General features: G+C 70.6%; 21 protein-coding genes. 15 read left to right on the top strand and 6 right to left on the bottom strand.

Annotation, left to right across the window (positions count from 1 at the left end; all coding sequences use genetic code 11):
- Nucleotides 1-106 precede the first annotated feature (106 nt).
- Nucleotides 107-307, top strand: a complete 201-nt coding sequence (locus ABD330_RS05535) for a DUF5326 family protein (protein ID WP_344461340.1) — start codon at nt 107-109, stop codon at nt 305-307.
- 250 nt (nt 308-557) lie between these two features.
- Nucleotides 558-1,232 (top strand): VC0807 family protein, encoded by a 675-nt coding sequence (locus ABD330_RS05530; RefSeq protein WP_344461338.1) that lies wholly within the window; start codon nt 558-560, stop codon nt 1,230-1,232.
- Between the two features lie 80 nt (nt 1,233-1,312).
- Here the strand turns inward: ABD330_RS05530 and ABD330_RS05525 are convergent, their stop codons facing one another.
- Both ABD330_RS05525 and ABD330_RS05520 read right to left on the bottom strand, forming a co-directional pair.
- Nucleotides 1,313-2,800, bottom strand: a complete 1,488-nt coding sequence (locus tag ABD330_RS05525; protein ID WP_344461336.1) for an SPFH domain-containing protein — start codon at nt 2,798-2,800, stop codon at nt 1,313-1,315.
- Nucleotides 2,801-2,999: 199 nt separating this feature from the next.
- Nucleotides 3,000-3,203, bottom strand: a complete 204-nt coding sequence (locus ABD330_RS05520) for a hypothetical protein (RefSeq protein WP_344461334.1) — start codon at nt 3,201-3,203, stop codon at nt 3,000-3,002.
- A 236-nt stretch (nt 3,204-3,439) separates the two neighbouring features.
- Here ABD330_RS05520 and thiC point away from each other — a divergent pair, with 236 nt between their 5' ends.
- Together thiC and ABD330_RS05510 are read left to right on the top strand one after the other, a co-directional pair.
- Nucleotides 3,440-5,269, top strand: a complete 1,830-nt coding sequence (gene thiC / locus ABD330_RS05515; RefSeq protein WP_344461332.1) for a phosphomethylpyrimidine synthase ThiC — start codon at nt 3,440-3,442, stop codon at nt 5,267-5,269.
- A 282-nt stretch (nt 5,270-5,551) separates the two neighbouring features.
- On the top strand, nt 5,552-6,085 hold the full coding sequence (locus ABD330_RS05510; protein WP_344461330.1) for an NUDIX hydrolase: 534 nt from the start codon (nt 5,552-5,554) through the stop codon (nt 6,083-6,085).
- Between the two features lie 2 nt (nt 6,086-6,087).
- On the opposite strand, the gene ABD330_RS05505 is transcribed toward ABD330_RS05510, so the two are convergent.
- Nucleotides 6,088-7,407 (bottom strand): NsdA family TPR-like regulatory protein, encoded by a 1,320-nt coding sequence (locus ABD330_RS05505; protein WP_344461328.1) that lies wholly within the window; start codon nt 7,405-7,407, stop codon nt 6,088-6,090.
- Between the two features lie 177 nt (nt 7,408-7,584).
- Between ABD330_RS05505 and ABD330_RS05500 the strand changes: the two genes are divergently transcribed.
- The 7 genes from ABD330_RS05500 (at nt 7,585) to ABD330_RS05470 (ending at nt 14,839) form a co-directional block, all read left to right on the top strand.
- Complete coding sequence (locus ABD330_RS05500; protein WP_344461326.1) at nt 7,585-8,076, top strand: ATP-binding protein; 492 nt, start codon at nt 7,585-7,587, stop codon at nt 8,074-8,076.
- A 337-nt stretch (nt 8,077-8,413) separates the two neighbouring features.
- The gene (locus tag ABD330_RS05495) at nt 8,414-8,947 is read left to right on the top strand and encodes a class IV adenylate cyclase (protein WP_344461324.1); all 534 of its coding nucleotides are present in this window, start codon (nt 8,414-8,416) and stop codon (nt 8,945-8,947) included.
- A gap of 19 nt (nt 8,948-8,966) precedes the next feature.
- Nucleotides 8,967-10,055 (top strand): radical SAM protein, encoded by a 1,089-nt coding sequence (locus tag ABD330_RS05490; RefSeq protein ID WP_344461517.1) that lies wholly within the window; start codon nt 8,967-8,969, stop codon nt 10,053-10,055.
- A 395-nt stretch (nt 10,056-10,450) separates the two neighbouring features.
- Nucleotides 10,451-10,639, top strand: coding sequence for a thiamine biosynthesis protein ThiC (locus ABD330_RS05485; RefSeq protein ID WP_344461322.1), 189 nt, complete (start codon nt 10,451-10,453; stop codon nt 10,637-10,639).
- Nucleotides 10,640-10,965: 326 nt separating this feature from the next.
- Nucleotides 10,966-12,120 (top strand): hypothetical protein, encoded by a 1,155-nt coding sequence (locus ABD330_RS05480; RefSeq protein ID WP_344461320.1) that lies wholly within the window; start codon nt 10,966-10,968, stop codon nt 12,118-12,120.
- A 311-nt stretch (nt 12,121-12,431) separates the two neighbouring features.
- On the top strand, nt 12,432-14,120 hold the full coding sequence (locus tag ABD330_RS05475; RefSeq protein ID WP_344461318.1) for a DUF885 domain-containing protein: 1,689 nt from the start codon (nt 12,432-12,434) through the stop codon (nt 14,118-14,120).
- Between the two features lie 239 nt (nt 14,121-14,359).
- Nucleotides 14,360-14,839: a DUF5994 family protein gene (locus ABD330_RS05470; protein ID WP_344461316.1), complete on the top strand. Its 480-nt coding sequence runs from the start codon at nt 14,360-14,362 to the stop codon at nt 14,837-14,839.
- Nucleotides 14,840-14,859: 20 nt separating this feature from the next.
- Here ABD330_RS05470 and ABD330_RS05465 read toward each other — a convergent pair whose 3' ends face one another.
- The 3 genes from ABD330_RS05465 to ABD330_RS05455 all read right to left on the bottom strand — a co-directional run bounded on the left by ABD330_RS05465 (nt 14,860) and on the right by ABD330_RS05455 (nt 18,482).
- Complete coding sequence (locus ABD330_RS05465; protein WP_344461314.1) at nt 14,860-15,696, bottom strand: hypothetical protein; 837 nt, start codon at nt 15,694-15,696, stop codon at nt 14,860-14,862.
- A 197-nt stretch (nt 15,697-15,893) separates the two neighbouring features.
- Complete coding sequence (locus ABD330_RS05460) at nt 15,894-17,099, bottom strand: metallophosphoesterase (protein WP_344461312.1); 1,206 nt, start codon at nt 17,097-17,099, stop codon at nt 15,894-15,896.
- Between the two features lie 225 nt (nt 17,100-17,324).
- Nucleotides 17,325-18,482, bottom strand: a complete 1,158-nt coding sequence (locus tag ABD330_RS05455) for a LacI family DNA-binding transcriptional regulator (RefSeq protein ID WP_344461310.1) — start codon at nt 18,480-18,482, stop codon at nt 17,325-17,327.
- Between the two features lie 380 nt (nt 18,483-18,862).
- Between ABD330_RS05455 and hisC the strand changes: the two genes are divergently transcribed.
- From hisC to ABD330_RS05435, 4 genes are all read left to right on the top strand, one after another.
- Nucleotides 18,863-19,942 carry a histidinol-phosphate transaminase gene (gene hisC, locus ABD330_RS05450; RefSeq protein ID WP_344461308.1) on the top strand — a complete coding sequence of 360 codons (1,080 nt, stop codon included), beginning with the start codon at nt 18,863-18,865 and terminating at the stop codon, nt 19,940-19,942.
- Between the two features lie 319 nt (nt 19,943-20,261).
- Nucleotides 20,262-21,662, top strand: coding sequence for an efflux RND transporter periplasmic adaptor subunit (locus ABD330_RS05445; RefSeq protein WP_344461306.1), 1,401 nt, complete (start codon nt 20,262-20,264; stop codon nt 21,660-21,662).
- Entirely contained in the window at nt 21,662-22,447 is a 786-nt protein-coding gene (locus tag ABD330_RS05440; protein ID WP_344461304.1) for an ABC transporter ATP-binding protein, read from the top strand. Before ABD330_RS05445 ends, ABD330_RS05440 begins: the two co-directional genes overlap by 1 nt.
- 11 nt (nt 22,448-22,458) lie before the next feature.
- Nucleotides 22,459-23,646, top strand: a complete 1,188-nt coding sequence (locus ABD330_RS05435; protein WP_344461302.1) for an ABC transporter permease — start codon at nt 22,459-22,461, stop codon at nt 23,644-23,646.
- Nucleotides 23,647-23,652: the final 6 nt, after the last annotated feature.

Here is a 23,652-nt window from a genome sequence, read left to right as displayed (position 1 = left end):
GGAACCCTCGTTTACCAGGAAAGACGCCCGTACGATCGAAGTATCGAAAGCGGACGGGACGCGGCGGACAAGCCGACGCAAGCCCGAGGGGAGAGAAGGAACCGACATGGCTGAGCTCTGGAAGTCGCTGCCCTCGTGGGTGCGCAACATCGTCGTCCCGATCATCGTCGTTGTGGTCGCCTGGAAGATGCTCTGGATCGTGCTCGGCGTGGTGAGCTCGCTGATCGGGCTGGTGGTCAACGGTCTGGTGCTGGTCGGTATCGCCGCCGCAGTGATCATCCTGGTGAAGAAGGCATCGAAGAGCTGACGCTCGGCGAAGGCCGAGCCGCATCGGGTCGAGACCCGTACGAGCCCCCTGCTCCCCGACATCCGGGAGCGGGGGGCTCGGCCGTGTCCCAGGCCCACGCGAAGCGGCCCGACGCGACGGGATGCGCTTCGGCTCGGGCCGGGGATGACATCTGTCATGCGGCTTTCCGTACGCCGGGCACTGCTGCCCGACCCGCTCCGCGCGGGATTCTGGGGACACACCGAACGACCGGCACCCCAAGGAGCGGACCATGGCAGTCATCACCCGCAGTGCGGCAGTCGAGACCGGCGACCACGGGATGGCTGCCGCGCTCCGCCCGGTCGCCGTCGATGTCGCGTTGCCGTTGCTCGCCTACTACACCGCCCACTCGGTGTTCGGGCTGAGCCTGGTCGGTTCGCTGGTGGTCAGCAGCGTCGTCCCGGCGGTCCGGGCCGCGCACCAGCTGCTCCGGGACCGGTCGCTGAACGGGCTGGCGACGCTGATGCTGGTGGTCAACCTGCTGGGGATCGCGCTCTCGACGGTCTCCGGGGACCCGCGCCTGATGATCGCCAAGGACGGGGTGGTCAGCAGCGTGATCGGGCTCGCCATGCTGGCGTCGGCCGTCGCGGGCCGCCCGATGATGACCGCCGCGATGCGCCCGTTCGTCGTCAAGGGTGACGCCGCCCGCAGCGCCGCCTGGGACAGGCTGGCCGCGAGCTCGGCTGCCTTCCGGCGGCTGGAGCGCAGCTTCACCGTGGTCTGGGGCTTCGCCCTGCTCGCCGAGTGCGCGGCCAAGGTGGTCGGCGCCTACACGCTGCCGCTGGAGAGCATGGTCTGGATGGGCACCGTCTTCCTGCTCGGCGCGACCGGGTTCGCCGTCTCGGTCGGCAACGTCTTCGCCTCGCGGCTGGCCCGGCTGGTCATCGCGGAGAGCAAGTCCGCCTGACCCGGCGGCGGTTCGCCTCGCGGCAGCGCCCGCCCACCGTCGAGGTGGGCGGGCGCTGCCGTGCGGGTGTGCGGGCGGGGTCAGACGCCGTCCTGCTGGACGGGGATCGCCTGGCTGACCGGTCGCGCCGCTGCGGCAGGCGCGGCCGGGGCCGCCTCCGGTGCCGCCGGGTCGGTGGCACCGTTCATCGAGCTCAGCAGCTGGCGGGCCAGGCCGAGGCCGGTACCGCCCATGGTGAGGGCCTTGGCGAACATCTCGCCCATCCCCTCGGCGCCGTTCAGCAGCACCATGTGCTCGACGTTGCCGAACGCCTCGGCACCGGCGCGGACGATCTCCGGCCAGTTCTCGGCGAGTTGCTGCGCGACCACGGCCTCCTGGTTCTCGGCCAGCGCCGCCGCCCGGGCCTTGATCGCCTCGGCCTCGGCCAGACCCAGCGCACGGGCCGCCTCGGCCGCCGCCAGACCCTTGGCCTCGGCCGACGCGGCCTCCGCCAGACCGGTGGCCTTGGTGGCCTCCGCGCTGGCCAGGCCACGAGCCCGGGTGGACTCGGCCTCGGCGGCCGCCGCGATCTTGACCCGGTTCGCCTCGGCGATCGCCTTGAGCTCGGTCTCCCGGGCCTGGGCCTCCGCCGCCGAGATCCGGGCGTCACGGTCGGCCTCGGCCTTGGTGCGGGTCTCGTACGCGCGGGCGTCGGCCGGCTTGCGGACGTCGACCTGGAGCTGCTGCTCCTTGCGGTGCGCCTCCAGCTCGGCGACCTTGGTCTCCTGGACCACGACCTCCTGCCGGGCGGCGGCCTGGGCCAGCGGCCCCGCCTGCAACGCGTGGGCCGTCGCGGTCTCCATCTCGGCCTGGTAACCGGCCTGCTGGATACCGGAGTTACGGGTCGCCTGGGCCTTGCGGGCGTACGACTCCTGCTCCGCCTCGGTGGCGAGCCGGTCTGCCTCGGCGGCCGCGATACGGGCGTCCCGCTGGACGGCGGCGGCGTGCGGGGCGGCGAGGTTCTTGATGTAGCCGGTCGGGTCCAGGATCTCCTGGATCTGCAGCGAGTCGATGATCAGCCCGAGCTTCTCCATCTCGCTGCCCGACGCGGCCCGGGTCTCACCGGTCAGCCGCTCGCGGTCGCGGATCATGTCCTCGACCGTCAACCCGCCGACGATGGACCGGAGATGACCGGCGAACACGTTGTGCACGCGCGGGCCCATCATCTGCTGCTGGCCGAGGAAGCGGCGGGCGGCATTGGCGATCGACACCATGTCGTCGCCCACCTTGAAGATGACGACTCCCTTGACGTGCACCGGAATTCCCTGCGACGTCACGCACTCGACGTCGAGGTCGGCCTCGTTGAGGTCGAGCGAGAGCCGGCGGACCACCTGCAGACCGGGTGTGACGAGCGTCCCCCGCCCGGTGACGATCCGGAAGCCGAGCCCCTCGCCGACACCTTCGGTGCGGTGCTTGGAGCCGGAGATGACCAGGGCCTCGTCGGGTTCGGCGACCCGCCACATGGATTTGAAAAGAACGATCGCGGCGACAACGGCGCCCACGACGGCTCCTGCGATGCCGATGAGCATCGTCTGATTCCCCCTTCAGGGCACACCGGTGTCCGTGGCTGCGCTCTGTTGTGCAGGATGGCGCGGAAACCGGTGGCAGCTGGAGATTCTGCGCCTGTCCTGATCACTTGGGAAGAGCATTTCCCCGGCGAGTCGAAGTCTCGCGCGTCACACTCCGGGCCCGTCCCGGGGTGGCCGGTCCACAGCCGTCGGCGAGTGCTCAGAACAGTGACGCGACGTACACCGTGCGTGGCGGCTGGTACTCCGTCACGACCACCTGGGTACCGGTCGGCAGCGGATCGCCTGGCGTGGCCAGGTACGCCAGGAAGGCCTCCGTCCCCTGCCGCTCGGGCACGTGCAGCAGCACCTCGCCGACCAGCCCGGCGCCGACCTTGCCCGTCACCCGTCCCACGCTCCCCACCATGCCCCCGAGTCTGCGGCCCGGGGGAGGGGCGTGTCCATGGGTTGGAGGCCCGCTGGACCAGGCCCCTTCCGCCCGCTACGGTGTTGGACGTCTTGTCGCAGGCAAATCCGCCTGTGGACACGGGAGCTCGGAGCACCGGGCTGAGAGGGCGCTGAACGGTACGTCCCACGTACCGGCCGCTGTGCCGACCGCAGGAACCTGACCGGGTAATGCCGGCGTAGGGAGATAGAGGTCCGATGACCACGTTCGACGCACAGCAGAGCCCTGCCCGGAAGCCGGGCGAGGCCGTCACCAGCGCGACCACCGGCTACCCGACCCCCGCCTGGCGCAAGGCGTACCGCGAGGGATCGCGGCCCGATCTGCGGGTCCCGTACCGCGAGGTCGTGCTCACCAACGGGAAGACCGTGCCGCTGTACGACACCTCCGGTCCGTACACCGACGCCGCGTACGAGCCGGACGTCCGGCGCGGCCTGCCGCCGCTGCGCGACTCGTGGATCCGCCAGCGCGGCGACGTCGAGGAGTACGACGGCCGGGAGGCCCGTCCGGAGGACGACGGCATCAAGCACACCGCGCCGCGCGGGGGCGACCTGCGCAACCTGGACGCCGTCTTCCCCGGCCGGGCACGCCGCCCGCTGCGCGGCCGGGACGGTGTCGCGGTGACCCAACTCGCTTACGCGAAGCGGGGGATCGTCACGCCGGAGATGGAGTTCATCGCCCTGCGCGAGGGCCTGGAGGCGGAGTTCGTCCGCGACGAGGTCGCGCGCGGACGGGCCGTCATCCCGCTGAACGTGAACCACCCCGAGGTCGAGCCGGCCATCATCGGCACCAACTTCCTCGTCAAGATCAACGCGAACATCGGCAACTCGGCCGTCACCTCCTCGATCGAGGAGGAGGTCGAGAAGATGACCTGGGCGACCCGCTGGGGCGCCGACACGGTGATGGACCTCTCCACCGGCCGCAACATCCACACCACCCGCGAGTGGATCCTGCGCAACTCCCCCGTGCCGATCGGCACCGTGCCGCTGTACCAGGCGCTGGAGAAGGTCGACGGCAAGGCCGAGGAGCTGAGCTGGGAGGTCTACCGCGACACCATCATCGAGCAGTGCGAGCAGGGCGTCGACTACATGACCGTGCACGCCGGCGTGCTGCTGCGGTACGTCCCGATGACGGCCCGTCGCAAGACCGGCATCGTCTCGCGCGGCGGCTCGATCATGGCGGCCTGGTGCCTGGCGCACCACCAGGAGAACTTCCTCTACACCAACTTCGAGGAGCTCTGCGACATCCTCGCCTCGTACGACGTCACCTTCTCGCTGGGTGACGGCCTGCGGCCCGGCTCGATCGCGGACGCCAACGACGAGGCGCAGTTCGCCGAGCTGCAGACGCTCGGCGAGCTCGGGCGGATCGCGCGCGAGCGCGGAGTCCAGGTGATGATCGAGGGCCCCGGGCACGTCCCGATGAACAAGATCAAGGAGAACATGGATCTCCAGAAGGAGATCTGCGACGAGGCGCCGTTCTACACCCTCGGCCCGCTGACCACGGACGTCGCCCCCGGCTACGACCACATCACCTCCGGGATCGGCGCGGCGATGATCGCCTGGTGGGGGACGGCGATGCTCTGCTACGTCACCCCCAAGGAGCACCTGGGCCTGCCCAACCGGGACGACGTCAAGACCGGCGTCATCACCTACAAGATCGCCGCCCACGCGGCCGACCTGGCCAAGGGCCACCCCGGCGCCCAGGCCTGGGACGACGCCCTCTCCGACGCCCGCTTCGAGTTCCGCTGGCAGGACCAGTTCGACCTGGCCCTCGACCCGGAGACGGCCCGCGCCTTCCACGACGAGACCCTCCCGGCCGAGCCCGCCAAGACGGCGCACTTCTGCTCGATGTGCGGCCCGAAGTTCTGTTCGATGAAGATCAGCCAGAAGATCCGCGAGGAGCACGGCGACGGCTCGACGGCCGTGGCGACCGACGCCGGCTTCGACGCGGAGGCGGTGGCCGGCATGGCCGCCAAGTCCGAGGAGTTCGCCGCCTCGGGCAACCGGGTGTACCTGCCGCTGGCGGACTGACCCGAACCGGTACCGGCGCCGCACTGGGAAGCGGAGGGGGCTTCCCAGCGCGGCGCTTCGGCATCTCCCCGTCATGCTGCCTCCATTGCCCCTCCGAGGCAGCTGGGGCCGGTGCGGGGCGGCTGGATGACGAGGGGCCGCTGCGCGGGCCGAAGCCCGCACCGACAACAACGGCGAGCGTCAGATTTTCCCTATCGTCAGGGTGACGCAAATCGGTTGAAACGGACGTGGTGGTGGTCCCGTCTCTGACATGCTGAAGGTCCACCGAGAGGGGCCGTCGCGATGCAGTGGAAGATCCACGGGGAACGTCCGATCTACGAGAACCCATGGGTGAACCTGTGGCTGGCCGATGTCGAGCAGCCCGACGGGCACCGGTGGGAGCACCACGTGATCAAGCTCCGGCATCTCGCGGTCGCCGCCGTGGTGAACGACGAGAAGCAGGTGCTCATGATGTGGCGGCACCGCTTCATCACCGACTCCTGGGCCTGGGAACTGCCCATGGGCCTGATCGAGGACGACGAGACTCCGGCCGAGGCCGCCGCGCGTGAGGTGCTTGAGGAGACCGGCTGGAAGACCGGAGAGATCAAGCCGCTCATCTACGCCCAGCCGGCGAACGGCATCACGGACTCCGAGCACTTCGTCTTCCGCACCGACGCGGTCGAGTACGCGGGTCCGCCGACCGAACGCAACGAGTCGGACCGCATTGAGTGGATTCCGCTGTCCGATCTGCGCGGCATGATCGACCGCCGCGAGATCGTCAGCAGCGGCTCACTGGTCGGTGTGCTCTACCTCCTGCTGGACGAGGTGGGTCTCTGACGTCACCGGACCGCCATCTCGCTGATCCTGTGGACCAGTTCCGCAGCGACCGGCACGCTTCGGTAGGGCCGTAGCAGCCCGCTGAACTCCTGGAGATGGGCGAGGACCCTGGGAGACTCCACGACCGCTGCGAGATCGAGTGCTTCCGTTGCGGTTGCGCAGGCTGACTCGACCTCGTGGCGCTGGAGTCGGGTGCGGGCGAGCCAGAAAGTGTGGAACGCACGGCCTCGAAGGTTGGTTGTCGCCTCGTACTGCAGGGCCTCGGCGATGAGCGGTTCGGCTGCGTCGGCGTCGCCCAACTGCCCCAGAGCGATTCCGGTATCAACGGTGAGCTTGGTGCGGTCGAAGTATTGGACCCATGCCGGATCGTCGTCCGTCGGGTTGGTCCGCTCGAAGTGGTGCAGCGCCTCGTTGATCGCACGGTGAGTTGCCTCCTGATCGTGCGCGCTGGCATGGCCGAACGCCTCGCGCATGGACAGCATCGCCATCAACCTTGGGGTTCCGCCGTAGAGGCGGGCGCTGTCCTGCGCGGCCCGGGCGAGCGTGACGGCCTCCCTCGCTTGGTCCTGGTAGGTCGCCTGGAGGCTGAGGCAGGCGAGGACGTTGGCGATGAACGGGCGGTCGTCGATCTCGCGTGCGAGGCGGAGCGAATCAACGAAGTAGCCCCGGGCAGTGCTGTACTGCCGGGCGTCGAAGTAGGTCCAGCCTGTGAGCCGTGCGAGCTCGGCCGCGATGCCGTGGAGGCTGCGGCGGAAGTTGGGGTCGGTGGTGTCGTGAAGTATCCCCTTCACGTACTTGAGTTGGCCGAGCACGGCCGGTCGAAGGGCTTCGCCGCCGTGCTCGTCGTCGCGTCGCCAGTAGTCCTCGATCGACGCTTGAAGTGACCGCAGGACGGTGGGCGTGACTCGGGTGCCGGCCGCGATGGCGAGGATGTCATCCAAGCCAGGGCTGGGTGGCATGACTTCAGCGAGCCAGGGGCCTGCGGCCTGGCGAGGAGTCGGAGCGGGCCGGCGCGGCGTGGGAACCATCGGGCGTTCCCAGTTCCGGGCAGCGAGCCCCAGCAGGTGCCCGGGAATCCCCAGGCCGTCTGCGATGCGTTCGATGACAGCGATGTTGGTGATCTTCGGCTTGCCGTTCATGACCTCGCCCACCCTGCTGGGCGTCAGGTCGCATGCCCTGGCGATCCGCGAAGCATGGAACCCGCCCTTGCGCTTGGCGAGTTGGAAGATCAGCGCGAAGTCTCGCGCGGCACAGGCGGCGATCATTTCAGGGTCCGCCAGCAGCCGTCCGGGCAGCCCCGGTGACGCCATGGAGTCGGTCATGTCCGGCACCCCCACCACCGGGAAGATCATCGCTCAGTGTCACGTGGGATAACTGAACGCGAGTTTACCCATGATGGGTACACATGCCGGCCTTATTCGGAGACGGGCTGCCCGGCAATCCTGTGAGTCACCGGGAAAGCCCGGGATACACGACCAGACGGAAGGTGGCCCGTGCTCATGGCCCCGACCAACACCGCCTCGTTCCCGGTGCCGCAGGAATGGGGCACCGAGCCCGGCCCGGCGGCCGTCCCGCCCGCCCGCCGCCTGATCCGCAGGATCGCCGAAGCGTGGCAGGTACCCATGTCCGACGCCGCACTGCGGGACTTGGAGTTGTGTGCGGACGAGCTGTTGGCCAATGCCGTCGAGCACGTCCGCGCGCGGTGTCGGGTCACGGTGCGGTGGACCGGCGAGCGGCTCCGGGTGGAGGTCGCTGATTCGAGCCCGTGCCTTCCGGATCGGGAGGCGGCGGAGGACACCGTCACAGGTGGTCGTGGGCTGCTCCTGGTTGAAGGATTCGCGCATTCGTGGGGCTGGCATCCGACCGGCCTGGGCAAGACTGTGTGGTTCGAGTGCGCGGCCGACCAGTCGGCCACGGGTGACCGGCGCTTGGCCGTCCTTGTGCACGCGGCCAACGGCCGGGCCGCAGGTCGCCTGACGCGTTCGTCCTGACCCCTGGTCTCCTGCCTCGGCCGGTCACCCCCGGTGGCCGGGGCGGGTTCCACAACACCGCACCGCACCGACCGAGGAATGGAGTTCTTATGGACGTGACCTGTGGGTTCTTCGTCACTGTCGAAGGTCTCAGCGCGAGCGGGAAGATCACCGTTGCGCCGTTGGTCGCGACCCTTCTCGGAGGAGCAGAACGTCGCCGAAAGCTCCCAGGTGTACCGGGCATTCGGGCTCGTCCCGGTGAACAGCACCGACCGCACGCCGGAGCAGGTGGCCGACTCGATAGCCGATATCGTGCGCTCGCGTGTCCCGAAACCTCGCCTGGAAAGGGTAACTCCCCATGACCGAAACTGAGTTCGAAGCGAAGGTTCTCGACATCGAGCCGGGGAAGATGCGTGCGCGTCTGGCGGAGGTGGGGGCGGAGCACCTGGGCGACCGGTTCCAGCGCCGCTACGTCTACGACATCCCCGGCCGGCCCGGCACGTGGGTCCGCCTGCGCGACACCGGCAGCAGCATCACCCTGTGCGTCAAGGAGATCCACTCCGACGCGATCGACGGCGTGACCGAAACGGAGACGACCGTCGGCGACTTCGACACCACGAACACGCTCCTCGGTAAGCTCGGCTACCAGCCGAAGGCGTACCAGGAGAACCGCCGCTCCTCCTGGGCGCTGGGCGGCGCGGCCATCGAGATCGACCACTGGCCGCTGATCCCCCCGTATCTGGAGATCGAGGGGGACAGTGCCGAACACGTTCACGTGACGGCGCTTGCGCTCGGGCTTCCCCTGGCCGAGCTGACGAGCGAGAACACCACCAAGGTCTACCGCCGGTACGGGGTCGACATCGAGTCGATCCCCCGGCTCACGTTCGAGTGACAGGAGGCAAGCCTTGTCTGTGACCCAAAGCCCGGCGGTCCGGGTCGTCCGCGACAAGACCATCCGCATCAAGGTGATCGACGACTGTGGGTTGGCCTGCACGTTCTGCCACAACGAGGGAACACCGGTCACCGCCGACAACAAGGGCCGTACTCTGCTGCCCTTCGTGTCGGGGCCGGGCAAGACCGGCCGCGTGTCGATCTACAGCGAGACGAACGGGGTCAACTTCGTCTCCGCGAAGATGGCCCCGGACATGGCCTTCCGGCGGGCGGTGCGAACCGTGGGAAGGGCGTTCGACGCCAGCGAGGTTCACCTCACCGGAGGGGAACCCACCCTCCATACGGAGGTGCCCTCGTTGGTCTCGGCGCTCACCGGCATGGGGCTGAGTGTCGGGATGACCAGCAACGGGGAGCGCGGGCGGCAGGTGATGCCGGAGTGCTCGGCGGCCGGCCTCAACCGGGTCAACGTCTCGGTCTTCGGCACCACCGCCGAAGAACTTCAGGCCGTGCAGTCCGAGCGCTTCAAGTCGGCGGGCCTGGCTGACACGAAGATCCGCGCTGCGGAACAGACCATCCGGGCCGCTGTTGCCAACGGCGTGAAGGTCTCCGTCAACATCGTCGTGCCCGGCCTGGCCCACGTGGATCGGGTCGTCAACCTGGTGGAGTCGTACGGTCAGTTCGCGGATGTGCGGATGCTCACCAGCATCCAGGACGGGCCGGAGTCGATCGCGGCGATCTCCGAAGTGCTGGCCCGGGTGGGCGCTGAACCGGTGCTCCGGACGTTCACCGCCGGGACCTCCGACGAGCGGACTCTCTACCGGGCACTCGGCAGCCGGGCCGTCTACGTCAAGCGCCTGCTGCCGGTGCAACTGCCGGACACCTGCGCGTCGTGTCGGTTCAACAACGACACGGACTGCCAGGAGGGTTACTACGGCGTTCGGCTGTACCTCACCGAGCAGGGGGAGTACATGGTGGGCGTCTGCATCCAGCGCATGGACCTCTGCGTGCCCGTGGCCGAGCTGTCGAAGAGCGGGATCGTGGAAGAGGTCCAGGCGTTCAAGGATGCCGAAGTCCGGCGGCTGACGAGTCAGTACGGCGCCGCTGCCTGATCCTGGGCCGCCCCGGTCTGCTTGAGGAAGCGTGCAGGGGCGACCCTCTCGACTCCCGGTGGACCTGCGATCCGTCCGGGCCGCACAACCCCCGCCCCGGTGAAGTGACTTGTGGACCACGGACGACCGGGGCGGGGCCCCTTCCGAAGCCGGCAGCCGATACCGAACAACGAGACGAGCGACGCTCTCAGGGCGTGTCGTCACCTGACGAACGCACCGGCGTCGGCCGCCATCTTCGTGGAAGCGCCGCATGTGCTCCACTGCCTGGACTGCTACGCCCGGCGCGACGTTGATCGTCGTTGCTCGGAGTGCGGACGGCTGGCCGGACGGCTGTCGCTGGAGGGCGGTCTGGAGGACCTGATCCGCGGCCCGGTGGTGATTCGGTCAAGGGTGAGGTGCGCCCGCTGTGCCCGGTCGGCCACCGCGCCCGGATCAGCCAGAAGATCCGCGAGGAGCACGGCGACGGCTCGACGGCCGTGGCGACCGACGCCGGCTTCGACGCGGAGGCGGTGGCCGGCATGGCCGCCAAGTCCGAGGAGTTCGCCGCCTCGGGCAACCGGGTGTACCTGCCGCTGGCGGACTGACCCGAACCGGTACCGGCGCCGCACTGGGAAGCGGAGGGGGCTTCCCAGCGCGGCGTCATGGCGCCGGGGGTCTGAACATTTCAGCCGACGGGCGCTGCCCGGGAAGCTCGGGCGGCTGTCGGCTTCCCGGGGCGGACCGGCTCCGGTGTCCGGGCGCGTCGGGCGCGAGCGGCCTCCGGTGGCGAGGCGTCGGTGGGCGTTGAGCCGTATAGGCATCGACGGCCGGTTCGCGTGCGTGTCAAAGCCGCTGTGCGTCCGAAATACCTCAGAATGTCAGGAACTATCCAGGTGGTGACCATGGATGTCCCGATGTCGAGGAGCGTGTCATGCATGTTCGTGAATGGCTCCCCGATCAGCCTGTTCGCATCGGCCGCACCGACTGGCCCGAGCACAGCGACGATGGTGCGTACCTTCGTCTGCGGGTAGGTCATACCGTCGTCCTGGACCGGCAGCCGTGGCAGCTTCTGGAGGTCAACGAGTACCCCGACCGCCAGTGGCCCGAGTCCTACGGGAAAGCCTGGCGTGAGCACGTTGAGCTGTGGAGGCACTCCGAGAGCCTCCACTGTGCGAACGGGCAGGCAACCACGCTGCCCCCCGAGCGGGCCGACTTCTACAAGCGACCCGTGATCCTGGTCCTGCGCAACGAGAACTTCCCCAGGTCCACGCCGAAACACTGGTGTGCGCCGGCCAGCTACGACTGGCAAGTCCTCCCGGAGCACTACGCCGTGTGCCGGACCTGCGGTGAACTGCCCCCCTGCCGCAACGGGGAGTACCGCTGGGACGGTGGCCCCCGACGAGCCGAGCACAACGGCGGTATTGCTTTCATCGTTCCACCTGACTGCTGCATGGGCTGTGCGGAGCCCATCAAGCCTCGGATGAGGACGGTGCGCTTTCCCGGCCCGAACCTCTGGTACCCCGAGCTGGGCGACGGGAGTGCGGTCTTCCACGCCCGTACCGCCTGCGCCGACCAGGTCGACTGCTACCGCATGGAGTGGAGGGCTGAGTGCACCTCGCACAAGCCCCGCCCGACTCCTGACCTGTTGTTCCCGGATGCCGAGAACTTCATGCTGCCACGGACGAGACTCGCGTTGGATCACGCGAAGCCGGCCAAGGACGCTCCGATGACGAACGGTTTCGCCCCTGCGGCGAATGCGATGTTCTCGGCGTCCCACGTGAATCCCCTGTCCGCCGCCACTCCCGCACCACCGGTGCTTCAGGCGCCTTCGACCCACCAGGCGCCTTCCGCCCACCAGGCACCTTCCAGTCACACGTCGCATCCGGAGCCTCCCGCGAACCCCGTGCAGCCCTCCGAGGACATCGATGCGGTGCTCCGGCTCACGGGGGCCCTCGACCTCGCCCTGACCGACCGTCCGGCTTTCCACAACGCGGAGCAGGCCGCCCGGGTGATCGAGGAACTCACCGCTGCGGTACGCAACATCGCTCTCTGCCTGAACGGTACGAACGCGCGCGCCCGCACCTGACCGCCGTAGCCGGCCGGGCCGACGGCTCCGGCAGGCCCGTTGCACGACGGGCTGATGGATCAGCGGGACCTGATGGGCGCCACTTCGAAGGCTGACAGCCTCCGGAGCGGCGCCCGTTCGCATTCCGGGCCCGTCCTCGTCGATGGTCGAGTGGCGACCGGTGCGCGAACAGCTCCTGAACGACGCGTGGGGGGAGGATATCGACCTGCGAGTCATTGGGTCCTGCGCTCCCCAGCGCGGCGCCACGGGGTTTCGGGGCGGCGGCGCCTACCGGTTCAAGGCCGTGTCCGACGGCACGTCAGGATGTCGGTATGGCAGATGAATCGATCACACCGCGCGGTACAGCCGACGCCCACCTCGACCAGGTGGCCGCACACGACCCGATGACCTCCGCATGGCTGGGCCTGAACCCCGGTGACGACCGGCAGCCGGACCTCTCGCCGGAAGGCTTCGAGGCCCACGCCGAGACCGCCCGCCGCAGCCTCGCCGTACTCGACGCCGCTCCCGCCTCGGAGGACCCCGCCGAACAGGTCTGCGCCCGGCTGCTGCGGGAACGCCTCACCGCCGAGCTCGCGATGCACGACACCGGCGAGAACTTCCGGCAGCTGCGTACCGTGGGCGCGCACGTCGACCAGGTGCGGACGATCTTCTCCTTCATGCCCACCACCACCGACGAGGACTGGGCGGCCGTGGCCGGGCGCCTGCGCAACCTCCCCGGTGCGCTGGACGGCTACCGGGCCACCCTCACCGAGGGGATCTCCCGTGGCCTGCTCGCCGCTCCCCGGCAGGCCGCCGGGGTGATCGGACAGCTCACCGACTGGACCGGGGAGGCCGCCGGAGGGCCTGCGGGTGGTGCGAGCTGGTTCGCCGGCTTCGTCGCGGACGGCACCGACCGGTTGCGCCCCGAGCTGGACGCCGCCGCCCGCCGGGCCACCGCCGCCGTAGCCGGGTTCCGCGACTGGCTGCGCGACACCTACCTCCCCGCCACGGCGGACACCCCGGACGCCGTCGGCCGCGAACGCTACCTGCGCGCCGCCCGCTCCAACACCGGTGCCGACCTCGATCTGGACGAGGCCTACGCCTGGGCCTGGGACGAGTTCCACCGGACGCTCGCCGAGATGCGCGCCGAGGCCGGGCGCGTCCTGCCCGGCGCCACCCTCCTGGAGGCCATGCGCCACCTGGACGGGCACGGTCACGTGGTCAAGGGCGAGGAGGCCGTCCGGGACTGGCTCCAGCAGCTGATGGACGAGGCGATCACCACCCTGGACGGCAGTCACTTCGACCTCTCCGGCCCGATCCGCACCGTCGAGTCCCGGATCGCGCCCCCGGGCAGCGCCTCCGGGCCCTACTACCAGGGCCCGAGCCTCGACTTCAGCCGTCCCGGCCGCACCTACCTGCCCACCCTCGGCCAGGACACCTTCCCGACCTGGCAGCTCGTCAGCATCTGGTACCACGAGGGCGTTCCCGGCCACCACCTCCAGCTCGCCCAGTGGGTCGCGGTCGCCGACCGGCTCAGCCGTTACCAGGTCACCGAGGGCATGGTCAGCGCGAACATCGAAGGCTGGGCCCTGTACGCCGAGCGCTTCATGGACGAGCTGGGCTGCTACGCCGATCCCGAACGCCGCCTCGGCTTCCTGGACGGGCAGATGCTGCGGACGATCCGCGTGATCGTCGACATCGGCATGCACCTCGAACTCGCCGTCCCCGCCGACTCGGGCTTCCACCCCGGCGAGCGCTGGACGCCGGCGCTGGCCACGGAGTTCCTGGCGACCTACAACGGCAGCCCGGCCGCCCGCCGCAGTTCCGAGATCGACCGCTACCTCGGCTGGCCCGGCCAGGCCATCGGCTACAAGCTCGGCGAACGCGCCTGGCTCCAGGGCCGCGCGGCGGCGAAGCGCCGCCTCGGTGCCGCCTTCGACCTCAAGGCCTGGCACATGAAGGCACTCTCCCAGGGCTCGCTCGGGCTCGACGACCTGGCCGACAACCTCGCGGCCTTGTAGGCCCGGGAGTGCCCTGCCGTGCCGGTCCTCCGGAGGCACTGCTCCCGGTGACGAGGGACGTCAGGGCGCTCGCGTCCCGCCTGGGCGGGTCGTGTCGCCCTGACCACGCCCGGCGGCCCCGCCGGGGTGGCGGGCGACGTACGGTGGGGGTACTGAGGACCTCCGGTGGGTCGGGGCGGAGGTCGGTGTCGCCTCCTGGGCGGTGATCCGGTCCGTCGAGGGCCGGGGACGGGCTCGTCATGAGTGTTGACGGAGGACTGCGGTACCCGGTCCGGATGGTGCTGCGCCGGGTGCCGCGCTTCAGGATCGACCCGTCGCTGTCGCACTCCGGGGTGTTCGACGGCGGCTGGTGGCCGAGGTCGCGGCGGATCGAGCGTGAGCTGCCGGGCCTGGTCCAGGCACTGTGGCCGGTGGTGGGGCCGGTGCTGCACGTCGCCGTCGAGCGGTCGGCCTGGGACGGGGTGCCCGAGCGGATCACGGTGGGCGGGCACGTCGTCCGGATCAACTGCTTCTCGTCCAGTGCGCACACCATGAGCGTGGGCGGCGGGCACCAGGACCACTTCCTGCTGCTGGTGGTGCCGCCCGCGACCCGGCGGAGTGTGGCGCTGGCCGCCGTGGCCTCGGCGGCGAGCCCGGGGAACAGCAGGCCGGCGAGCCGGCTGCTCGCGTCGCCCGCGCGGCGCGGCCGTTCGCAGCCGCTCCCCCCGCTGCCGCAGTAGGGGAGACGGCCGCTCCGGTGTCAGACCTCGTCCGGCCCGGTGAAGTCCGGTGGGCTGTAGCCGGGGCTGCTGAACTCGGCGGTGCGGTGGCCGTGCACCGGGTCGTCCCCGCCCGGGCTGGTGAAACCCGGGCTGGAGAAGTGCGCGGGGCTGTAGCCGGGGCTGGTGAAGTCGGGCGGGTTCGGCCGGGCTCCCGGGACCGGCGCGTGAGCGGGTGCGGACTCCAGGTTGGCGTACAGGTAGGGCAGGATGGCGCGCTCGCGCAGGGCGGTCAGCCAGGCGCGGCGGGCTTCGGCGAGGTCGGCGCGCAGCTGCGGGTCCTGGCCGTACGGGGTGGCGGAGCCGTCCCGCAGGGCGGTGAGCAGCAGTCCGACGATGCCGACGACCAGCGCGGCGGCTCCCACTCCGACCAGCACCCAGCCGGCCGTCACCAGCGCCTTGCCCAGGGCCAGTGCCGGGCTGCCCGCCCGCAGCAGGTACCCGATGAGCAGCAGGACGGCCGCCGCCGCCCAGGCCAGGATCGGGGTGAGCGCGGTGAGCACCGGGAAGAACCCGGCGCCCTCCTCGGAGCGGAGCCGGGCGGAGAGGCCGCCGGCGGAGCCCGGCGGGCCCGCCGGGCCGGCCGGGTCGGCCGGGCGGAGTGCGGCGCGCAGGCCCGCGTAGTGCTCGTACTCGGCGGCGGCTGCCGCCGCGATCTCGTCCGCCGCGAGCAGTGCCTTGGTGTGCAGCTGTTCGGCGTTCAGGTGCGGCCCGGATGCGCGCAGGGCATCGAGGATCGAACGGTCGCGCAGTGCCTCGTCTAGGGCTCGCTCGTAGTCCGGGCGGTCTTCGGCGGGCAGGTGCGGGGTGTTGGTCATGGGTACCCCGTTCCGCTGGGGACGGAATTCTGCTGGACCGGACCCGGGCGGGCCGCGCGGCGGCCGGCCGTGGTCCGGTGTGGTTGCCTCGATCGTAGGGGCGGAAACCGAGTGGGAGACAGTCGGTTTCCGGATTTTCAGTACCGTCAGGACCGGTGCGGTGGCGAACGGTTGTTCAGTCACCCCACCGCGGGTCCTCAGTTGAGCGGCAGCCGGGCGACCAGCAGGCGCCCCTCCATGGTGACCCCGCCGTCCATCGCGATCGCCAGCTCGTCCGCGTAGATGTACGGTCCGGGCACGTGCGGCGGGGTGCCGTCCTCCAGGTGCGCCGAGCCGGTGAGGTACGGGATCGGGCTGTGCCCGTGCACCACCCGGCGGCCGCCGTACGCGGAGAGCAGCTCGTGCACGGCCGTCGGACCGGCGTCGCCGCGGAAGGCGAAACGCTTGGTGAAGCGGCGGAAGCAGTCCCACCACTCGTCCGCGCCCTCGTCGGAGAGCAGGTGGTGCACGGCGTCGTTGACCTCGGGGATCGACGCGCCGTACTCCAGGTAGGCGGTGGTGTCGGAGTGCAGCAGCAGGTGCTCGTCCTCCAGCGCGATGGCCGGCAGCCGGGAGAGCCAGCTGATGTGGTGCGTCTCCAGCCGTTCGAGGTCGTGCTGCTGGCCGCCGTTCAGCCGCCAGGCGGCCAGGAAGGAGGCGGTGCCGGCGGTGGACTGCACCGGCTCGTCGCCGTAGCGGGCGGCGCCGAGGAAGAGCAGCTCGTGATTGCCCATCAGGGCCCGGCAGTACCCGCCGGCGGCGGCCGCCTCGGCGGCCAGCTGCATCACCAGGTCGATGACGCCGATGCCGTCGGGCCCCCGGTCGGTGAAGTCGCCGAGGAACCAGAGCCGCGAGCGCCCGGCCGACCAGTGCCCCTCGGCGTCGATCAGGCCCTGCTGGTGGAGCGCGGCCAGCAGCTCGTCCAGGTACCCGTGCACGTCGCCGACCACGTACAGCGGGCCGGGCGCCTCGCCGGGCTCGGGCTGCGGGTACGGGTAGTGCAGGTCCTGGAGTTCCTGGAGCTCCCCGCCGAGGGTGCTCAGGTCGATGGTCGGCGGGTCCTCCTGCTGCGGGACCGGCGGGACCGGCGGGACCGGCGCGGCCGGCTGCTCCGGCGCGCCCTCCGAGGGCTGCTCCGGTGCGGCGGCGGACTGGTGACTGACCGTCGGCCAGTGCTGCTCCAGGAAGCGGGCGCCGCCGTAGCCGCTGTAGGTGTTCTCGCTGTAGCCGGTGTCGTAGCCGTACCCGGGGGCCGGCTCGGGAGGCTCGTAGTAGGAGCCGTACGGGAGCACGTCGAGGTCCTGCTGATGGCGGGGGCCTGAGTCGGGCTGTTCAGGCCCGGGGAAGCGGTCCTCGGGTGTCATTCGCCCATCATAGGAAGACCACTCTCCCGGCGTCCTCACCTGGTCGGTATCCAATCGTCGGGAGCGTCCTGCGGGGTGCCCCTTCCGCGTGCTTTTCGGGTGCCTTGCGGGCGCGCCCGGGGCTCCGCCCGGGCGGGCTCCGGGCGTGTTCCGGGGGTGTGACGGGGTGCGCGTCGGGGCGCCGGCCGGGGATGCCCGGACGGTCCCCGTCGTGCCCGGAGGTGTCTAGACCTCGCCCGGCGGGCGGGGCGGGCTGACGGTGGTCCGGGTGCTGCGGCGTTGCGAGGAGGCCCGGACGATCAGTTCGGTGGGCATCAGGGTGCCGGGCGGCGGGCCGGTGCCGGCGGTGCGGTAGCGGGCCGGGAAGAGCCGGCCGACGTCGACGCCGGTGCCCGAGTCGACGCCTTCGATGGCGTCGATCAGCAGGTTGACGACGGTGGTGCCGATCCGGCGCGGCTTGAGCGAGAGGGTGGTGATCGGGGGTTCGGTGGTCGCGTACACGTCGCTCTCGCTGCAGCAGACCAGCAGCAGGTCGTCGGGGACGCGCAGCCCGTACCGCCGGGCGGCGGCGAGCAGGTCGGTGCCGTTCGGGTCGAAGAGGCCGTACACCGCGTCCGGACGGTCCGGTCGGGCGAGCAGGCGGTCGGCGGCGACGGCGCCGGCGGCCGGGTCGTGGGCCGGGTAGGTCTCGTAGACCGGCTCCTGGCCGACCTTGCGGCACCAGCCGAGGTAGGCGTCGGTGGAGAGCCGGGTGTAGGTGTCGGTGCTGGTGCCGGTGAGCAGGCCGATCCGGCGGGCGCCGGCCTCGGAGAGGTGGTCGAGGATGCCGAGCACGGCGGCCTCGTGGTCGTTGTCCACCCAGGCGGTGACCGGGCAGTTGCCCGGCTTGCCGTCGCTCACCACCGGGACCCCGGACCGGTACAGCTCGCTGACCAGCGGGTCCTGGTCGGGCGGGTCGATGACGACGGTGCCGTCCAGCGCGATGTTGCTCCAGACGTCGTGCCGGGAGGAGGCGGGCAGCACGACCAGCGCGTACCCGCGGCTGAGCGCCGCGCTGGTGGCCGCGCGCGCCATCTCGGCGAAGTAGGCGAACTCGGTGAAGGTGAAGGGCTCCTCGCCATAGGTGGTGACGGTCAGTCCGATCAGACCGGACCGGCCGGTGCGCAGGGTCCGGGCGGCGGCGGACGGGCGGTAGCCGAGGCGCTCCGCGACCTCGCGCACTCGGCTTCTGGTCTCGTCGGGAAGGCGGCCCTTACCGTTCAAGGCGTCCGAGACCGTGGTGATCGACACTCCGGCGGCTGCTGCCACATCCCGGATGCCGGCCCGCTCAAGACGCCGCGAGGTGGTGGGTCGCCGACCGCTCTGGTTGGCTGCTGCTGTCATGGCGGACCGATCGTATGGCGCATGACGGCTGTCTGTGACCGGGGCGTACGGAGGTGAAGGAGAACCGTTTCTCCGGGATCCGAGCGCCGGAGGCCCCTTCGATACCTGCCTCGTTTCGGCCTTCTTACCTCTGACATGTGCCATAGGAACGGGCAGAATGGCTGATCTGCACCGGTGACCCGGACGAGCATCTCACCCCTACGGGTGAGCGCGGTCGGTATCGTTCAAGGCACCCGACCGGGGTGGTGGGGGTGCGCGCCGCGGGCTCCGCAAGGAGGGTGTCCAGGGCGTACGCCGCGTGCGCCCCGGGCGTACGCCCGGATACAGGCCCGGAGATGCGCAGAGCGCCGCATTGAGGGACAGAACAGAAGGAGTGCACCGTGAGCGGTACGGCAGCGCAGGGTCCCCGGCTCAGGCCGACCCTGGACAGCATCCCGACCTACAAGCCTGGCAAGCCGGCCAGCGCAGACTCTTACAAGCTGTCCTCCAACGAGAACCCCTACGAGCCGCTGCCCGGCGTGCTGGAGGCGGCGATCACGGCTGCGGGGTCGTTCAACCGCTACCCCGACATGGCCGTGAGCGAGCTCTCCGCCGAGCTGGCCGCGCGCTTCGGCGTGCCCGTCGAGCACATCGCCACCGGCACCGGCTCGGTCGGCGTGGCGCAGTCGCTGCTGCTCGCCACGGCGGGCCCCGGCGACGAGGTGATCTTCGCCTGGCGCTCCTTCGAGGCGTACCCGATCATCACCCGGATCGCCGGCGCCACCCCCGTGCCCGTCCCGCTGACCGCCGGTGAGGCGCACGACCTGGACGCGATGCTCGCCGCGATCACCGAGCGCACCCGGCTGATCTTCGTCTGCAACCCGAACAACCCGACCGGTGTGGCGATCCACCGCGCCGAGCTGGAGCGCTTCCTGGACGCCGTCCCGGCCGACGTCCTGGTCGTGGTGGACGAGGCGTACCGCGAGTTCCTCCGGGACGAGCAGGTGCCGGACGGCGTGGACGTCTACCGCGACCGGCCGAACGTCTGCGTGCTGCGGACCTTCTCCAAGGCGTACGGCCTGGCGGGCCTGCGGGTCGGCTTCGCCATCGCGCACGAGCCGGTGGCCACCGCGCTGCGCAAGACCGCCGTCCCGTTCGGCGTCAGCCGGCTCGCCCAGGACGCGGCCGTCGCCTCGCTGCGGGCCGAGGACGCGCTGATGGTCCGGGTCGAAGCCCTGGTAGAGGAGCGCACCCGGGTCGCCGCCGCGCTGGCCGCGCAGGGCTGGGAGCTCGCCGACTCGCAGGCCAACTTCGTCTGGCTCCGTCTCGGCGAGCTGACCATGGACTTCGCCGCGGCCTGCGAGCGGGCCGGTGTGGTCGTCCGCCCGTTCCCCGGTGAGGGTGTCCGGGTCACCATCGGCGAGGTGGCCGGCAACGACATCTTCCTGGCCACGGCGGAGAGCTTCCGCAAGGAGCTGTAGCGGCCGGGGTGGGGGCCCGCCGCATGCGGCGGGCCCCCACCCGTGTCCGTGCCCGGCCCCGGACAGGCCTGCCCGGCCCCGGACGGCCCGCGGGCAGCCCTTGGACGGCCTCCGGGCGGGCGGGGGCTACCGGCGAGTTTCAGAAGCGGGCGGGATGCGCTGGGAAGTTCCTGGGTGTTGGATCAATGCCTGACCAGCAGAAGGTAGTGATTCGGCTTCCGGTGCCCAGGTCTGGTGGCAGATGTCCGGATTGCTGGCATCAGCTTTCTCCCAGGTTTGGCACAGGAGTTGGCAAGAGCCCCGCGCGAGGCTGTGTCCCATGAAGGTCCTCCCGCGACGGCGCGGTGCCGTCCTAGTCAACTCCGCGCTCGGCGTGGCCCTGCTGGCCGGGGCCGCGCTCGCCTACACCACTCTGGGAAGCGGTACGAGTTCGGCCGCCGGTAAGACCCAGATCCGCAGCGTCACCGTCACCAAGGGCACCGTCCTGGCCACCGTGTCCGGTTCGGGCACGCTCTCCTCCCCCAGCGACGCCGGCCAGGACTTCGTCACCGGCGGCAAGCTGACCTCGGTCAACGTGTCGGTCGGTGACGCGGTGAAGAAGGGGCAGGTGCTCGCGACCGTCGACACCACCGCTGCCCAGCAGCAGGTGGACACGGCGCAGTCCACCCTGACCGCCGCCGACGCCAACCTGACCAAGGCCGAGGCCGGCGTGACCACCACGACCACCTCCCAGCTGCCCTCCACGGGCGGCAGCGGCGGTGGCAGTGGCAGCGGTGGCGGCGGCCGTTCCGGCTCCGGCTCGGTGCCGGCCCCGCAGACCACCACCATCACCACCACCAAGGTCGACGACGCCCAGGTCGCCCAGGCCCAGCAGCAGGTCGACAGCGCGAAGATCGCACTGTCGAACGCGCAGGCCGCGTTGGCCGGCACCACGCTGACCGCCTCCGCCGACGGCACGGTCGCCTCGGTCTCCGGCAAGGTCGGCGACACCGTCGGTTCGGCCGGTGGTTCGAGCTCCGGCTCCGGCTCCGGCTCGGGTACGAGCAGCTCCAAGTCCTCCTCCGGCAGCGCGGGTTCGAGCTCCGGTTCGACGCCGACCGGTTTCATCGTGCTGACCAACCCCAGCGGGATGCAGGTCAGCGGTGCGTTCTCCGAGCTGGACTCGCTGAAGCTGAAGAAGGGCGAGGCGGCCACCGTCACGCTCAACGCACAGTCCGACACCAAGCTCAACGCGACCGTCCTGTCGGTGAGTTCGCTGCCGCTGTCGAGCAGCGGCTCGTCCAGCGCGGTCCAGTACGGCGCGGTGCTGAAGATTACCGGCGACACCAGCAAGCTGCGGACCGGCCTGAGCGCCACCGTCTCGGTCATCACCGGTGAGGCGGACAACGCGCTCTCGGTGCCGACCACCGCGCTGGCCGGCACCGGCAGCACCCGGACGGCGACCGTCGTCCACGACGACGGCAGCACCGCCCGGGTCGACGTGACCGTCGGCGTCGAGGGCGACTCCACCGTGCAGGTGCTCTCCGGCCTGAACGAAGGTGACAAGGTCGAGCTGGCCTCGACCACCGCCGGCGGCAGCAACGGCTTCCCCGGCGGCAGCTTCCCCGGTCTGACCGGTGGCGGCGGCCTGGGTGGCGGTGGCTTCGGTGGCGGTGGCGGTGGCGGCGGCCGTGGTGGCGGTGGCGGCGGCACGGGCGGCGGCGGCGGAGGCAAGGGCTGATGTCGACTCAGAAGCCCCCCGTCATCCAGATCCGCCGGGTCACCAAGGCGTACGGCCACGGTGACGCGACCGTGCACGCCCTGCGCGGCCCGGACGATCCGGCGACCGGTGCCCCCCAGGGGGTGAGCCTGGACATCGAGCAGGGTGACTTCGTCGCTGTCATGGGCAGTTCGGGCTCCGGCAAGTCGACGCTGATGAACATCCTCGGCTGCCTCGACGTCCCGACGGCGGGTCGCTACCTGCTGGACGGCATCGACGTCGGCCACCTGGACGAGGGACAGCTCTCGCTCGTCCGCAACCGCAAGATCGGCTTCATCTTCCAGTCGTTCAACCTGGTGCCCCGCACCACCGCCCTCGCCCAGGTGGAACTGCCGCTCGCCTACGCGGGTGTCCGGGCCGCCGAGCGGCGGCGCCGGGCGCTGGCGGCGCTCGCGATGGTCGGGCTCAGCGAGCGCGCCGACCACCGGCCGAACGAGCTCTCCGGCGGTCAGCAGCAGCGTGTCGCCGTGGCGAGGGCACTGGTCACCGCCCCGGCGATGCTGCTGGCCGACGAGCCGACCGGCAACCTGGACAGCCGCTCCACCGAAGAGGTGCTGTCCATCATCGACAACCTGAACGCGACCGGCCGTACCGTCGTCCTGATCACCCACGAGGACGAGGTCGCGCACCACGCCAAGCGGGTCATCCGCCTGGTGGACGGCGCGATCATCCACGACGTGCGGCAGGCGCCGGTCGACGGCCCGCCGCCCGCCCTCCTCCACCACCTCGCGGGGGTCCGCCCGTGATCCTCTGGCAAATGATCCGGATGGCCGTCGGCGGCCTGGCCGCCAACAAGGTCCGTTCGGCCCTCACCATGCTCGGCGTGCTGATCGGTGTCGCCTCGGTGATCCTGCTGCTCGCGGTCGGCAACGGCTCGTCCACGGCGGTCAAGAACTCGATCACCTCGCTCGGCACCAACTCGCTCACCGTCTCCTCCAGCCAGCTGCGCGGCTCCGGCACCACCGCCAAGAAGCTGACGGTGGACGACGCCAAGGCGCTCGCCTCGGCGAAGGACGCGCCCTCGATCAAGTCGGTCGCGCCGGTGGTCACCACCAGCGCCGCCGCGCTGTACGGGAACATCTCGTACACGCCCGGCTCGATCATCGGCACGTACCCGGCGTACTTCGAGACCGCCAACCAGAAGGTCGCCAAGGGCGACTACTTCACCAACGACGACGTGCTGAACTCCCGCAAGGTCGCGGTGATCGGTTCCACCACCGCCAGTCAGCTCTTCGCCGACGAGGACCCGGTGGGCAAGAAGATCACCATCGGCGGCACCCCGTTCACCGTGCTCGGGGTGCTCCAGACCAAGGGCAGCACCGGCTTCAACGACCCGGACGACGTGGTGATCGCCCCGCTGCCGACCGTGCAGAACGCCTTCACCGGCTTCGGATCCGTCAACCAGATCCTGGTGCAGGCGAGTTCGGCCGACACCACGATGGCCGCGCAGAGCGACATCACCCGGATCCTGATGGGCACCCACGCCATCGGCGACGCCACCAAGGTCGACTTCCGGATCAGCAACCAGACCTCGCTGCTGACCGCCCGGGAGAGCACCACCAAGACCTTCACCGTGCTGCTCGGCGCGGTCGCCGCGATCTCGCTGCTGGTCGGCGGGATCGGCATCACCAACATCATGCTGGTCACCGTCACCGAGCGGACCAGGGAGATCGGCATCCGCAAGGCGCTCGGTGCACCCAAGGCCGTCATCATGGGCCAGTTCCTCACCGAGTCGACGCTGCTCTCGGTGATCGGCGCGGGGCTGGGGGTGGCGGCGGGGATCTTCGGATCGCACTTCAGCATCGTCGGCATCAAGCCGGTGGTCATCCCGGAGTCCGTGCTCGGCGCCTTCGGGATCGCGGTGGCCATCGGGCTGTTCTTCGGCAGCTACCCCGCCAACCGGGCCGCCTCGCTGCGCCCGATCGACGCCCTCCGACACGAGTGAACCAGG

It is taken from the genome of Kitasatospora kazusensis, assembly GCF_039529945.1.
GTDB classification, from domain to species: domain Bacteria; phylum Actinomycetota; class Actinomycetes; order Streptomycetales; family Streptomycetaceae; genus Kitasatospora; species Kitasatospora kazusensis.
The sequence above is the reverse complement of the archived record's forward strand: the minus strand, read 5'-3'. Positions and strand labels throughout refer to the sequence as shown.